Raw genomic sequence first — 15,110 nt, forward strand, 5'->3', positions numbered from 1 at the left:
CTTTGTCTAGCCTAGATGCGGCTATTCGCCTAAAACTTGGGCTGAGATTAACACCTCACTAACCTTGCTTACAAATCTAGTTGTTAGCTTGGTCAATAGTTGTACGGCCTTCACCTGCTCCATGTGTAGCAAGTGGGTGGCGTTGTAGCCAGATTGGTAGCGCACTTAGGCGATGAAAGTAATCGTGATAGCGCAGTAATTCATCGCTGTGTTGGCGCAATTGTTTTACCCAAAGGCGACGATACAAAGGCGATAAGCCAACCTCTGAGTGTTGCATAATGCTGATTTGCTCAGTGGGTTTATAGCCACGCCCATTGTTGCAAAAATCGCTTTTATACCAACCAGAAGGCCTTGTATCATCGACATAAAGGTTAGCATAGATTTGCCCTTTGTCTGTGCATGCGTGTTGTTGTGCTTTAGGCCCCGGATATTCGTCCGTGAACCCGGCAAAGTGCATGAGTTCGTGTAAAAACACATGATAAGGTGCCTCTGTGCTTAATTGCATGACTCCTGCTTGGACATTGGCGCGCCCCTGCTTGGTCATCATAACAATGAAGTCAAACCCCGGGGGCAGTCGTGATGGCTGCTCTGCCAAAGGCTGCCAATTGCAGCGCGCATACTCCCCCCGACTCGACGTGCAAGCAAGCTGACTACCCATATAAACAGGCTTAGATAAACACATCAGTCCCGATTGTGGCTCTGCTTTTGCGAGGTATCGTTCACGCAATTGTTTTAACCTCTCGATGCCTTGCGCGTGATCTGCCAATAATAAAATATTGTAATCACATTGGCGTGCCTCAATTGCTCCTAAGCGCACTTCAAAATCATGATACAGCGCATAGTCAGTGGTAATTCGACTTGGCGGCACACCTTGGTGCATCAGTAGAGGCTGAGCAACCTCTTCACTAAGCGCACGGTGTTGTGAGATGGTCGTGAGCGAGTGCCATTGCTTATTAAGGAGTAGCCGCTTGGTAAGTTGCTGCCACTGCACAGCTTGGGTGTCGTTTTGATGTGATAACGCCGCCTGCCAATACGGCGTAGCATCCTCTATACGGTGGTCATTGAGTAACTTGACGGCTAGGGCCAGTTGCGCTGGCGCCACACTCTGCCCTGCCAACACTCGCAGCTGTGCCTGATTAAGTGATTGATAATCGATACTGTGTGGCTGATAGCGATGCCAATAACCAAGGTAACTGGCAGAGTTTGCCGCTAGATGGGAAGCTAAATGAGGGGAGAAACTGCTGCTGGCACAAAGTAGTAGTGCCAGCAGTATAATTACACTAGTGCGCACCCTCGCCTGCCATTAAGCTCAGCTCCAAACGGGCGTACTTATATTCAACAAACTCGTACACATTAGTCGATAACGCCAATTTAAAGTAGTCACTGGCCAAGGCTGTATTGCCTTCAGCTTGGTGACGCTTGGCGATATAGAAATACGCCTCACACAATCGCTCAGCATACTCTTGGTGCGACTCGACGCCCTCGCTCAAGGTGTTTAACAGAGCCTTTTCATCAATATCGCCATTGTAATAAGCGACCAACTGATAGGCCCAATTCTGTGGGTCTAACGCCTGCGCCATCTTAGCTAAATTGGCTTTTGCTTGTTGAGCGTCGTTGGCACTTTGCGCTAAATAAAGCCATAGCACACGGTAGGGATCGTCCGGTGCAAAATCTAAAAAGGCTTGTAAGTCGTCACTGGCCAGTTTAGGGCGCTCCCCATAATAAAGAGCGATGCCTCGGTTTAAGTATGCATATTCATGCTCAGCGTTAAGCTCCAACACCGAGTCGAACATTTCGTAAGCTTTGCCGTATTGCTGCATTAGGGTGTGATGAATGCCTAAAAAGTTATAGACCTCGGCTAAATCAGGCTTGAGTTTTACCGCGCGGTTAAAGTCAATGCGCGCCAAGGTACTAAGCCCTAAGCTATCAAACAGTACGCCTCGGTCATAATAAAGCTGCGCTTGTTGCTCATTAGGAAGTTCAGCTTGCTCAATGAGCTCGGTATAACGAGCAATGGCAATTTCGCTGCGAAAATCACTGGGCAGAGGCGCTGTAAATGGCACTGCAACTAAATACTGAGGCTCTTGGGAAGTGGATTGGCAACCAGCCAACACAGCGGCTAGTGCGCCTGCAATAATGAGCGAAATGGGTTTTCTCAACGTCCTGCACCTATATTCAACGGCTATAGATTTTCATTAAACCACAAAAAAGGGGGCTAAACAGCCCCCTTTTACATCAGATTAATGCTTATTCAGCGCTTTTTGACTCTTCTGCGTTTGCAGCTGGTTTTTCTTGCGCTTCTTTGATACTCAAGCGAACGCGGCCTTGGCGGTCTACTTCTAGTACCTTAACTTTAACTTCTTGACCAACGCTAAGGTGATCAGTCACGTTATTCACACGCTCTTCGCTGATTTGTGAAATGTGTACTAAACCATCTTTGCCTGGCAATACATTAACAAACGCACCGAAGTCTACGATACGAACTACTTTACCTTCGTAGATAGTGCCTACTTCAAGCTCTGCAGTTAACTGCTCTACGCGAGCGATTGCAGCGCGTGCGCTTTCGCCATCGGTGGCAGCGATCTTAACCGTACCGTCATCATCGATTTCGATAGTAGTGCCAGTTTCTTCAGTTAACGCACGGATTGTCGCACCGCCTTTACCAATTACGTCAGCAATTTTCTTCGGTGGAATGTTCACCGTGTAAATGCGTGGTGCGTAATCTGAAAGCTCAGCCGCTGGTGAAGAGATGGCTTCATCCATCACGCCAAGAATATGCAAACGGGCAGCTTGTGCTTGGTTAAGCGCAATTTGCATGATTTCTTTAGTGATACCTTCAATCTTGATATCCATTTGCAGCGCAGTGATACCTTCAGAAGTACCGGCTACTTTAAAGTCCATGTCGCCTAGGTGGTCTTCGTCACCTAAGATGTCAGAAAGAACAACAAAGTTGTCGCCTTCTTTAACAAGACCCATAGCAATACCCGCTACAGATGCCTTAGTTGGTACACCGGCATTCATCAGCGCCAGCGAAGTACCACATACCGAGGCCATTGAAGATGAACCGTTCGATTCAGTGATCTCTGATACCACACGGATTGAGTAAGGGAATTCTTCAAGCGTAGGAAGAACAGCCGCAATACCACGCTTAGCAAGGTTACCATGACCAATTTCACGACGCTTAGGTGAGCCTACAAAGCCTGTTTCGCCTACACAGAATGGAGGGAAGTTGTAGTGCAACATGAAGCGGTTAGTTGAGGTACCCGTAATGGCATCAATCATCTGTGCGTCACGTTCTGTACCCAGCGTTGCAGTAACAAGTGCCTGAGTTTCACCACGGGTGAAGATAGCACTACCGTGCGTACGTGCAAGCACACCGGTTTTAACATCTAGGGCACGGATCATCTCAGGAGTACGGCCATCAATACGTTTTTCACCGGCAATGATGCGACCACGTACAATTTTCTTCTCAAGTGAACCGAATACACCCGATACTTCTTGCTCATCTAAGCTTTCGTCTTCACCCAGCTCAGCGCTTAGCTTCTCGATTACTTGTGCTTTCGCTGCGCTTAGCGCATCTTTACGCGCTACCTTGTCAGTGATGTGATACGCTTCACCAATTTTCGCTTCCGCGATGGCAGCCACTTTTTCCGCTAGCGACTCGTCTTTCGCTGGTGCGGTCCAATCCCATACAGGCTTGCCTGCTTCGCTAGCAAATTCGTTAATTGCAGTAATAATGGCTTGTGACTGCTCATGACCGTAAACAACGGCGCCTAGCATCACGTCTTCTGGCAATGTTTCAGCTTCCGACTCAACCATCAGTACCGCATTGTCAGTACCAGCAACAACAAGGTCTAGCTTACTTTCGTTTAGCTCAGTAAGTGTTGGGTTAAGGACATATTGACCGTCGATAAAGCCTACACGAGACGCACCGATTGGACCATTGAATGGAATACCCGAAAGCGCAAGCGCCGCTGAAGTACCAATCAGCGCTACGATATCTGGTTGAATTTCAGGGTCTACTGACACAACGGTTGCGATAACTTGCACTTCGTTTACGAAGCCATCAGGGAACAGTGGACGGATTGGACGGTCAATCAAGCGCGCGATCAGTGTCTCGCCGTCTGATGGACGACCTTCACGCTTCAAGAAACCACCAGGGATACGACCCGCTGCGTACATTTTTTCAATGTAGTTAACAGTCAGAGGAAAGAAGTCTTGACCTGGGTTTGCTTCACGCTTACCAACCACAGTCACGAGTACCGAGGTATCGCCAATGCTAGCAAGTACGGCACCGTCTGCTTGACGTGCAATAGCACCCGTTTCTAGCGTTACAGTGTGTTCACCGTATTGAAATTCTTTAATAATTGGTTGCACTTAATTATTTCCTTTAAGTTGCATTTAGCCCTACTTAATCGTACTAAGCAGACTAAAGTTTGGTTTTCTCAAGCACCTTACCAATTACAGTAAATAACCACACTCACGCTGGAATGCCTTTATTTACTACAATTGGCAATATGGTGCCATCTTAGCCGACGGCCATACATTGCCCTACCGACTTAGACAGGGCCTAGTATACTCGCCAAAAGCACACAAAAAAAGGGGCTAGATAGCCCCTTTTTGTAAACTGATTTCAAAGAATTAGCGACGTAGGCCAAGTTCTTGAATTAGTGCAGTGTAACGCTCGATGCTTTTACCTTTTAGGTAGTTAAGCAAGTTACGGCGTTGGCTTACTTTACGCAGTAGACCACGACGTGAGTGGTTGTCTTGCTTGTGGTTAGCAAAGTGGCCTTGAAGCTTGTTGATATCGTGAGTTAGCAAAGCTACTTGTACTTCAGGTGAACCTGTGTCGCCTTCAGCGCGTGCGAATTTTGCGATGATATCTGCTTTTTCTTGGTTGCTTAGTGACATAAATAACTCCAAAAAATGAGTGTTTTAATACGGTAAGAGCCGATCACTAATCCAGCCCCACCAAATGAGCGCGCTATTTTAACAATTTACGCGAGAACTACAAGCGCTTTATAGGGTGCGCCGCTTCCCTAGCTGGTAATTGCCACAGCACGTTTGGCCTTTAAGTGGCCGTGTTGGTTACGCTCACCAACGCCTAGAAAGCGTGTTTTGCAGCGCACCGCACATACCGGCGCAACCTGCTCGCCGACAACCACAGTTTGCCCGTGGGCAAAGGCAGTGGCTTGTTGTTCGTCAAGCTCGATGCTTGGTAAATCTTGCACTGCAGTATCCATCGGCAACAGCAAGGGGTCGAGTACCTCTGCTGGGGCGATGTCTTTGGCTTTGGCATCATCGAGTAGCTGCTGCAACGTCTCTAACGTCACCATTTTTTCTGCCGGATAGTGACCTACTTTAGAACGGTGAAGCATAATCACATGGGCACCACATCCCAGTAGCTCACCTAAGTCATCAACAATCGTACGTATATAAGTGCCTTTGGATACGTGCGCGGTCATTTGTATCTCGTTGCGCTCGCTGTCGAACTCATCTAAGGTCAAACTGTAGACATGAATACGGCGGCATTTACGCGGTACTTCAATGCCTTCACGGGCATATTTATACAGGGGTTGGCCTTGGTATTTCAGTGCCGAGTACATCGACGGATACTGATCCGACTCCCCAATAAAGCTGGCAACCTGTTCACGTAAATCCGCTTCACAGACATCCACTGCTCGGGTTTGCACAATTTCACCATCGGCGTCAGAGGTGGTCGTGCGCTCGCCTAGTTTAGCCCGAACCACATAGGTTTTGTCGGTGTCGAGTAAAAACTGTGAAAACTTGGTCGCTTCACCGAAGCACACCGGTAACATCCCCGTAGCAAGAGGGTCTAACGCGCCGGTGTGGCCCGCCTTTTGCGCAAAGAAAATACCTTTTGCTTGTTGTAACGCACGGTTACTGGAGATCCCTTGCGGCTTATTAACCAATAGTACGCCATCGACCGGGCGGCCTTTTGTCCGTCTGGCCATCGCGCTTACTCTTCTTCGTCGCTGTTGTTGCGCTTATCCTGATCTTCACGCATTACGGTGTCGACCAAGTTAGAAATACGCATCCCCTCGAGCAGCGAGTTATCAATCACGAAACGCAACTCAGGGATAATGCGAGCACGAATACGCTTGCCTAATAAGGAGCGAATGTAGCCGCTGGCATCATTCAAAATACGCATGCTTTGTTTCGCTTTAGTGTCGTCATCTTGGTTAAAGACGGTGACAAAAATTTTGGCGTAGGACAAATCACGGGATACTTCCACCGCAGACACGGTCACCATGCCTAAACGCGGGTCTTTCACTTCGCGCTGGATGATCACCGCGATTTCTTTTTGGATTTGCTGCGCTACGCGCTCTGTGCGAGAAAATTCTCTCATTTCCACCACTTCTATTGATTACACAATGCACAAATGGGGGCACAAGGCCCCCATACTTTTTATGACTAACTGTGAGGTTTACAGCGAGCGTTGTACTTCAACGACTTCGAATACCTCAATTTGGTCACCGACCTTAACGTCATTATAGTTCTTAACGCCGATACCACATTCCATACCGTTACGAACTTCTTGAACGTCATCTCTGAATCGACGTAGCGACTCAAGCTCACCTTCATAGATAACGACGTTATCACGAAGAACGCGAATTGGGTTAGAACGTTTAACCACACCTTCGGTTACCATACAACCAGCGACAGAGCCAATCTTCGGTGCCTTAAATACATCACGTACTTCGGCAAGACCAATGATTTCCTGCTTGAATTCAGGCTGTAGCATACCGGTCATGGCTTGCTTCACTTCCTCAATCAGGTCATAGATAACGCTGTAGTAACGCAGGTCAATGCTTTCGCTTTCAATCACTTTACGTGCAGAAGCGTCGGCACGAACGTTGAAGCCAACGACAATCGCATTTGATGCGGCGGCAAGTGATGCATCAGTCTCGGTGATACCACCAACACCGCTACCCACGATTTTCACTTTAACTTCTTCAGTAGAAAGCTTAGTCAGTGAATCGGCAATCGCTTCGATAGAACCTTGAACGTCGGCCTTAAGGACAATGTTCACTTCGCTCACGTCACCTTCAGACATATTGCTAAACATGTTTTCCAGTTTCGCTTTTTGCTGACGAGCAAGCTTCACTTCGCGGAATTTGCCTTGACGATAAAGCGCTACTTCACGCGCTTTACGCTCATCGCGTACCACAGTGGCTTCGTCACCAGCTGCAGGCACACCAGAGAGACCTAAAATCTCGACTGGAATTGACGGGCCCGCTTCTTTGATTTCTTTACCATTCTCATCGCGCATTGCACGAACACGGCCATATTCAAGACCACAAAGAACGATATCGCCTTGCTTAAGCATACCTTCTTGAACAAGAACGGTTGCCACTGGACCACGGCCCTTATCTAGACGTGATTCAATCACCACACCCGAGGCCATGCCTTCAGGAATAGCGGTCAGTTCAAGGATTTCTGACTGCATCAAGACAGCTTCAAGAAGCTCATCAACACCTTCACCAGTTTTCGCTGAGATATGAACGAACTGCGTTTCTCCGCCCCATTCTTCTGGGATAACATCTAACGCTGCAAGTTCATTCTTAACGCGATCTGGGTCCGCGCCTTCTTTATCGATTTTGTTCACCGCAACAATCAACGGTACTTCTGCTGCTTTAGCGTGCTGTACTGCTTCTTTGGTTTGCGGCATTACACCATCGTCGGCAGCAACAACAAGGATAACGATATCCGTTGCTTTTGCACCCCGTGCACGCATTGAAGTAAAGGCCGCGTGTCCTGGTGTATCTAGGAAGGTGATCATGCCGTTGTCGGTGTCAACGTGGTAAGCACCAATGTGCTGGGTAATACCGCCAGCCTCACCCGATGCCACTTTGGCTTTACGGATGTAATCAAGCGTCGAGGTTTTACCATGGTCAACGTGACCCATTACAGTTACAACCGGTGCACGCGATTCAGCCTGACCGCCTTCAGAGCGATCGCTTAATACGCGCTCTTCAAGCTCGTTTTCTTTGGTGATCACTACTTTGTGACCCATTTCTTCGGCCACCAGTTGTGCTGTTTCCTGATCGATAACTTGGTTAATGGTTACCATGTCACCCATCTTCATCATGGTTTTCACCACTTCAGCGCCTTTCACCGCCATACGTGATGCTAACTCAGCAACGGTGATGGTTTCACCAATGCGTACTTCAGCTTTTTTATCCGCTACCGGCTTTTTAAAGCCATGCTGTAAAGACGTAGGCGCTTTCAGCTTACCTTTCTTGCCTTTAAGCTTAGCTGGAGCCTCGGTTTTACCCTTTGGCTTTTTCTTTTTACGACGTGCACTTTTCTCTTCGCGCGCGTCTGATTCGTCCTCTGCTTCACGGGCATAGGTCGAGGTTGTGAGGTGATGGTCCGCTGTTTCCTCGCGGCGCTTACGTTCCTCTTCTTCTTTCTTCCAACGCGCTTCGTTTTCTTCCGCTAGACGGCGGGCTTCTTCGGCTTGACGTTTCGCTTCTTCTTCGGCTTTCTTCAATGCTGCCTCTTCTGCTTCTTTCTGTAAGCGCTCAGCTTCTTCACGTTCTTTCTGAGTTTGCTCCTCGTCCTTTGCAGAATCATGACTGTCTTTGCGCTGTGCTTCAGCTTTACGCTTCGCTTCTTCTTTAGCCTTACGCTCTGCTTCTTGTTTCGCTTTGCGTTCAGCCTCTTCTTTTGCTTTGCGTTCGGCTTCTTCTTTGGCCTTACGCTCTGCTTCTTCTTTGGCCTGTGCCTCGGCCTCTTTACGCGCTTGCTCCTCTGCTTCTAAACGAGCTTGCTCCTGCTGCTCCTCTAGCGCGCTCTTTTTCACGTAGGTGCGCTTTTTGCGCACTTCTACTTGTACGGCTTTCGCCTTACCCGTTGAACCTGTCACGCTGAGCGTACTTTTCTTCTTACGCTGCAGGGTCATGCGCTCGGGGCCAGTTGAACCCGCACCGCCGTGTTGCTTCGACAAGTGATCGAGTAGTTGTGCTTTTTCTGACTCAGAGACATGGTCGTCAGCGCCTTTTTTAATACCGGCACTGTCTAATTGCTGGAGCAATTTATCAACAGTTGTACCAATGTCCTCGGCCAGTTTTGCTACACTTACTTCTGCCATATTCTTTGTTACCTCCGTTAATAAATTACTCGTCACCGAACCAGCAAACGTTACGCGCGGCCATAATCAGGTCGCCCGCTTCCTGCTCGGAAAGCTCGGTAATTTCAACTAGTTCATCAATGCCTTGCTCAGCTAAATCTTCTAAAGTAATCACCCCTTTACTTGCCATGACAAAGGCAAGGTGGCGATCAAGTCCTTCAAGATTCAATAAGTCTTCAGCTGGCTCAGCACCTTCTAGCGATTCTTCGTCTTTCAACGCTTTCGTTGTTAATGCATCTTTAGCGCGGTTACGTAGCTCTTCAACAGTCTCTTCATCAAGACCATCAATTTCTAGGAACTCGCTAGTAGGCACATAGGCCACTTCTTCAAGCGTTGAGAAGCCCTCGCCGATTAATAATTCAGCGAAGTCGTCATCAATATCCAACCCTTCAGTGAATAGGTTGATAAGTTTGTCTGATTCTTCACGGTTTTTAGATTCCATATCTTCAACCGTCATCACGTTCAGTTCCCAACCTGTAAGTTGGCTCGCTAAACGTACGTTTTGTCCGTTACGACCAATGGCTTGTGCCAGGTTATCAGCCTCAACAGCAATATCCATTGAGCGCGAATCTTCGTCCATAACAATGGATGCGACCTCAGCAGGTGCCATCGCATTAATAACGAATTGCGCTGGGTTATCATCGTATAACACGATGTCAACGCGCTCGCCGCCAAGCTCCGTAGAGACAGCTTGCACACGCGCTCCTCGCATACCTACACAGGCACCCACAGGGTCAATGCGCTTGTCATTCGATTTTACTGCGATTTTGGCACGTGAACCTGGGTCACGCGCTGCAGAGCGTAGCTCAATCATTTCTTCGCCAATCTCTGGCACCTCAATGCGGAATAGTTCCATCAGCATCTCAGGTTTAGAGCGAGTGACGAACAATTGCGCGCCGCGCGCTTCGGGGCGCACTGCATAGAGTAAACCACGAACACGGTCACCTGGGCGGAAGTTTTCGCGCGGTAACATATCTTCACGATAAATGACAGCTTCGGCATTGTTGCCTAAATCAAGCACGATGGCGTCGCGGCTGGCTTTTTTCACCACGCCAGTAACTAACTCACCTTCTTGATCTTTATACGCTTCAACCACTAAAGCGCGTTCTGCTTCACGCACTTTTTGGACGATAACTTGCTTCGCCATTTGCGTGGTAATACGGTCAAACTTAATAGATTCAATCTGTTCTTCAACAAAATCACCAAGCTGGATTTCAGGCTCTTCTACCTGCGCCGCTTCGAGGGTGATCTCGCGGTATGGGTGTTCTAGGCTGCCATCTTCTAGCGCCTCAGCCACCTGCCAACGACGGAACGTATCGTATTCACCGGTTTTGCGGTCGATAGATACACGCACATCGATATCACCGTCATGTTTTTTCTTTGTTGCGGTCGCTAGTGCGAACTCTAATGCTTCAAAAATTTTCTCTTTGGGGACCGCTTTTTCATTGGAAACGGCTTCCGCCACCAATAGGATTTCTTTTGCCATAGGTATTGCCTCGCTTGCCCTATTCCTTTCGCACTGAAATTAAAATTTGGCGATGATATTGGCACGCTCAACGTTGCTGATCATCAACATAAACTCTTGATTATCAACGTTGATAGTGACCATATCACCATTAACTGCTACTAAGTCGCCCTTAAAATTACGGCGACCATCTTGTGGAAGCTTGGTACGCAAGCGTACTTCTTCACCCACTGCTTGTTGGTAATGTTCTGGTTTGAACAGTGGACGATCAACGCCTGGCGATGACACTTCCAAGTCGTATTCGTTGGTAATGGGGTCTTCTACATCGAGAATCGCGCTCACCTGTCGACTTACATCTGCACAATTATCCACAGTAATGCCATCTGGATGGTCGATATACACACGTAATGTGGAATGGCGACCCGCTTGAATAAATTCAAGCCCCAGTAGCTCGAAGTCTAAGGCTTCAACTGCCGGTGTTAACATGTCAGTTAATGTTTGCTCGAGCTTTGTCACGAAACTCCTCCATAGAAACAAAAAAAGGGCTTAAGCCCCATTTTTCAAGTACAGATACAACAACGCCCCGAACCAAGCGGGGCGTCACACCGGAGATATTCGTAGTACGAAGATCTCCTGATCTTCTGAGCGGCCTAGGGCCAAGCTTGGCTGCGGGCTATATCTGCACGATAAAAACCGCTGCAAAGTTTAGCAAAGTTGCCTTGGCTAAACGCAAAACGCGCATTACTAAGAATGCGCGAACATCAAATAAAACAAAGCCAACGTAAAGAGAACCTTGTTTGAAAATCTGCTGCATGAGAGATACGGCTGCATCACCTCATTCGTGGCGACTATTATAGAGGTAAGGTTTATATTTAGCAACCACCTAGCATGACTAAAGGCCAGTATTAACAAGGCCTTTACAATAAAAAAGCCAAGCATCTGCTTGGCTTTTTTAATTTGGTGCCGTGGGCGGGACTTGAACCCGCACGAGCATAGCTCACCACCCCCTCAAGATGGCGTGTCTACCAATTCCACCACCACGGCTTAATTTTTTAGTTTGGCACGTCTGGATTCGTGCTCTTAGGCTCTTCTACTGGTACATCAGATGCATCTTCAGTCACCGTCTGTGCAGCAGGTGCTGATTCTAGGTTTTCCCACTCGTCGGTCTTTTTAATTTGACCCGCAGTTAGGTTACCCAGCACGATGCTTAGCACAAAGAAGATAGTTGCTAATACTGTGGTTGTCTTAGTCATAAAGTTACCAGCACCTGACGAACCAAAAACGGTTGCCGATGCACCTGCACCAAATGAAGACCCCATATCAGCGCCTTTACCTTGTTGAATTAGCACGAAACCAACCAGTGCAATTGCAACAATTAAATAAATTACTAATAGAATTTCGTACATTTAATATTATCCTTTTGCACTTTCACAGATGCTGACAAAAGCGCCTGTTTTTAGACTTGCACCGCCGATAAGGCCGCCGTCTATATCTTGTTGTGCAAATAACTCTTCACTATTCTTTTCGTTTACGCTGCCGCCATACAATATGCGTAAGCCTTGTGATAGACCCTGATCTTGCTGGGCAATTTTATCACGAATAAACTGGTGTATGTCTTGAGCTTGCTGTGGCGATGCAGTTTTACCTGTGCCTATAGCCCAAACCGGCTCGTATGCTATCACAGATTGTGATAATGCAGCCACACCTAATTTTTGGATTACCGCCTCAATTTGAGCACTAATCACTGATTCTGTTTCACCCTGTTCACGTTGCTGCTCGGTCTCTCCGACACACAGCACAGGGATAAGGCCCTGCTGTTGCGCCATAGCAAATTTATTTGCTACGTCTTCGTCAGACTCACCAAAAACATGGCGACGCTCAGAGTGCCCAACTAAGGTGTAAGTGACACCTAGCTGCTTAGCCAGCGCCGCTTGGGTCTCCCCGGTGTAAGCGCCCGCTTCATATTCAGACACAGTCTGCACACCCGTTTGCAAACCCAATTTTACAGCTTCTGCTGCTAATAAGGCAGGAACAAACAGTGCCACATCGACTTCTTGGCCATTAATATCTTCTAAAACATTAGCCATTTCATTGAGCAATGTTTGAGAACCATTTAACTTCCAATTACCAGCCACTAAAGGCTTACGTGATGCCATGTTTTACTCCATGTCTGAAAGCGGACGAGATAGTACCCCGAGTCATTTCAACTTACAAGTAGTTATTTATGCAAACTTGTTTAACTGCTCACACTTTCAACAACTTGCGCTATTTTACTACTCAAATCCAGCACTTGTTTTTCATGCTCGGCTTCAACCATCACCCGAACCACCGGCTCGGTACCCGATTTACGTAGCAGCACCCGCCCTTTACCGGCGAGCTCCTGTTCAACCTCGGCGACAACCTGTTGCACAGTGGGTGCTTGTGTTGGATCACTACCAGGGGCATAGCGCACGTTAATCATATTCATCGGGTATTTAACAAATCCTTGCCCTAAATCGCGCAATGTTTTGTTCGTCGTGACCATAGCGGCAAGTACTTGCAAGCTGGAAATAATACCGTCGCCAGTGCTGATTAAATCCAAGTTCAGCACATGCCCTGAACTTTCACCGCCGATTTTCCAGCCTTTTTGCTTTAATAGTTCCATCACATAACGGTCACCCACTTTCGAGCGAGCAAAGTCTATTCCTTTCTCTTTAAGGGCATTTTCAAGACCCATGTTGGACATCACCGTGCCTACCACGCCACCACCAAGCTCTCCTTGATGGTGCAGCGCGCTGGCAATGATGTAAACGATATCATCGCCATCAAACACTTGCCCTTTGTGGTCGACCATCATCACTCGATCGCCGTCACCGTCATAAGCAATCCCTACATCGGCCTGCTCTTCAAGCACTTTGCGTTTCAGTGCGGATACATCAGTGGCGCCACACTCAGCATTTATGTTCAAGCCATTAGGCTGACAGGCATAAGGGATCACCTCAGCACCCAGCTCTTGCATAACGGCGGGCGCAATGTGATAGGTTGCGCCATTGGCACAATCGAGGACAATTTTAAGCCCTTCCAAAGAATGCCCTTGCGGAAACTGACCTTTACAGAACTCAATATAGCGGCCATCTGCACTTACCAGACGTCGCGCTTTACCCAGCTTTTCAGAAGGCACACAGGTCATATCACTGTCGAGCATGGCTTCTATTTCAAGTTCAATATCGTCGGCTAATTTAAGGCCATCGCTGGAAAAAAACTTAATACCGTTATCGTGATAAGGGTTGTGTGAAGCACTTATCACAATGCCCGCTTCCGCTCTAAAGGTTTGCGTTAAATAAGCAACCGCTGGCGTTGGCATTGGACCAAGTAAGACAACATCAATGCCCGCTGCGATAAGCCCGGCCTCTAAAGAGGTCTCAAGTAAGTAACCGGAAATGCGGGTGTCTTTCCCGATAATAACCTTCCTTGTTCCTGTTTTGGATAGAACCTTACCAGCCGCCCAACCTAGCTTAAGAGCAAATTCTGGCGTTATCGGGTATTCACCAACCTGACCTCGCACGCCATCGGTGCCAAAATATTTACGTGTTGTACTCATGTTTTCTCCTAATCTTGTACTTGCAAAGGGGCCTGGGTGGCTTGGAAAACCTTTACAATATCCGTTGTTTCTTGCACATCATGCACGCGCACAATGCGCGCGCCCTTTTGCATACAGATTAATGCGCCAGCTAAGCTTGCGCTGAGACGCTGATCTGCATCTCGATTTAATAATTTTCCGAACATTGATTTGCGCGATAGACCAGTGAGTACTGGGTATCCTAGTCGCTGTAGTTGCTCAAGCTCACTCAACAGTTGATAGTTATGTTGCAGTGATTTACCAAAGCCAAAGCCGGGGTCGATAATAATGTTCGTTTTACTTATCCCAGCTTCGATACATTGCCGCGCTCGCTCATGTAAAAACGTGCCCACCTCTTTGGTGACATCAATGTAATCAGGGGCATTTTGCATAGAGCGTGGTTGCCCGCGCATGTGCATAATGCACACAGGAACCTGAGCGCTGGCTGCTGCGCTGAGTGCCCCAGGTTCTTGCAGCGCGCGCACATCGTTGATGATATCTGCACCGGCCTGAACCGCCGCTGTCATCACGCCGGCCTTACTGGTATCAATGGAGATGACGCAATCACTGCGCTCGCGAATGGCATTGATTACGGGGACCACCCGCTGCAACTCTTCTTGTTCAGCGACATCGTCTGCGCCTGGGCGTGTTGACTCGCCGCCCACATCAATAATAGTGGCGCCTTGATCTAACATCGTTAGGGCACGGTTGACAGCGTTGTCTAGGGTATTGTGTTGGCCGCCATCGGAGAAGGAGTCCGGCGTGACATTTAAAATCCCCATGACTTGGGGAGTACTGAGATCCAAATAACGATCTCGAGGAAGTGTTAACCTTGTCATTACTTACTCTGTCTATGAAGGTCTTCCAAGTACCGGTTAATCAATGGCTAA

At 48.0% G+C, this 15,110-nt stretch carries 13 protein-coding genes and 1 tRNA gene; all 14 read right to left on the reverse strand.

Features of this window, described 5'->3' with window-relative positions; genetic code table 11:
* Positions 1-76: 76 nt before the first annotated feature.
* On the reverse strand, positions 77-1,291 hold the full coding sequence (locus MHM95_RS11275) for a hypothetical protein (protein WP_239385307.1): 1,215 nt from the start codon (positions 1,289-1,291) through the stop codon (positions 77-79).
* Positions 1,281-2,159 (reverse strand): lipoprotein NlpI, encoded by an 879-nt coding sequence (gene nlpI, locus MHM95_RS11280; protein WP_022945693.1) that lies wholly within the window; start codon positions 2,157-2,159, stop codon positions 1,281-1,283. Before nlpI ends, MHM95_RS11275 begins: the two co-directional genes overlap by 11 nt.
* A gap of 88 nt (positions 2,160-2,247) precedes the next feature.
* Complete coding sequence (gene pnp, locus MHM95_RS11285; RefSeq protein WP_022945694.1) at positions 2,248-4,377, reverse strand: polyribonucleotide nucleotidyltransferase; 2,130 nt, start codon at positions 4,375-4,377, stop codon at positions 2,248-2,250.
* Positions 4,378-4,641: 264 nt separating this feature from the next.
* Positions 4,642-4,911, reverse strand: a complete 270-nt coding sequence (rpsO, locus tag MHM95_RS11290) for a 30S ribosomal protein S15 (RefSeq protein ID WP_026111212.1) — start codon at positions 4,909-4,911, stop codon at positions 4,642-4,644.
* Positions 4,912-5,039: 128 nt separating this feature from the next.
* The gene (gene truB / locus MHM95_RS11295) at positions 5,040-5,975 is read right to left on the reverse strand and encodes a tRNA pseudouridine(55) synthase TruB (protein WP_239385308.1); all 936 of its coding nucleotides are present in this window, start codon (positions 5,973-5,975) and stop codon (positions 5,040-5,042) included.
* 5 nt (positions 5,976-5,980) lie between these two features.
* Positions 5,981-6,370, reverse strand: coding sequence for a 30S ribosome-binding factor RbfA (gene rbfA, locus MHM95_RS11300; RefSeq protein ID WP_022945696.1), 390 nt, complete (start codon positions 6,368-6,370; stop codon positions 5,981-5,983).
* Positions 6,371-6,448: 78 nt separating this feature from the next.
* Positions 6,449-9,118 (reverse strand): translation initiation factor IF-2, encoded by a 2,670-nt coding sequence (gene infB / locus MHM95_RS11305; protein WP_022945697.1) that lies wholly within the window; start codon positions 9,116-9,118, stop codon positions 6,449-6,451.
* 25 nt (positions 9,119-9,143) lie between these two features.
* Positions 9,144-10,643 (reverse strand): transcription termination factor NusA, encoded by a 1,500-nt coding sequence (nusA, locus tag MHM95_RS11310; protein ID WP_022945698.1) that lies wholly within the window; start codon positions 10,641-10,643, stop codon positions 9,144-9,146.
* Positions 10,644-10,682: 39 nt separating this feature from the next.
* Entirely contained in the window at positions 10,683-11,138 is a 456-nt protein-coding gene (rimP, locus tag MHM95_RS11315) for a ribosome maturation factor RimP (RefSeq protein WP_022945699.1), read from the reverse strand.
* 442 nt (positions 11,139-11,580) lie between these two features.
* Positions 11,581-11,666: transfer RNA gene (locus tag MHM95_RS11320), tRNA-Leu, on the reverse strand.
* Between the two features lie 8 nt (positions 11,667-11,674).
* Positions 11,675-12,028, reverse strand: coding sequence for a preprotein translocase subunit SecG (secG, locus tag MHM95_RS11325; protein WP_022945701.1), 354 nt, complete (start codon positions 12,026-12,028; stop codon positions 11,675-11,677).
* Between the two features lie 6 nt (positions 12,029-12,034).
* Positions 12,035-12,778, reverse strand: coding sequence for a triose-phosphate isomerase (gene tpiA, locus MHM95_RS11330; protein ID WP_022945702.1), 744 nt, complete (start codon positions 12,776-12,778; stop codon positions 12,035-12,037).
* An 80-nt stretch (positions 12,779-12,858) separates the two neighbouring features.
* Entirely contained in the window at positions 12,859-14,202 is a 1,344-nt protein-coding gene (glmM, locus tag MHM95_RS11335) for a phosphoglucosamine mutase (protein WP_022945703.1), read from the reverse strand.
* Between the two features lie 8 nt (positions 14,203-14,210).
* Entirely contained in the window at positions 14,211-15,059 is an 849-nt protein-coding gene (gene folP, locus MHM95_RS11340) for a dihydropteroate synthase (RefSeq protein WP_239385309.1), read from the reverse strand.
* Positions 15,060-15,110 lie beyond the last annotated feature (51 nt).

Source organism: Pseudoalteromonas sp. CnMc7-15, assembly GCF_022347925.1.
GTDB lineage: Bacteria > Pseudomonadota > Gammaproteobacteria > Enterobacterales > Alteromonadaceae > Pseudoalteromonas > Pseudoalteromonas ruthenica.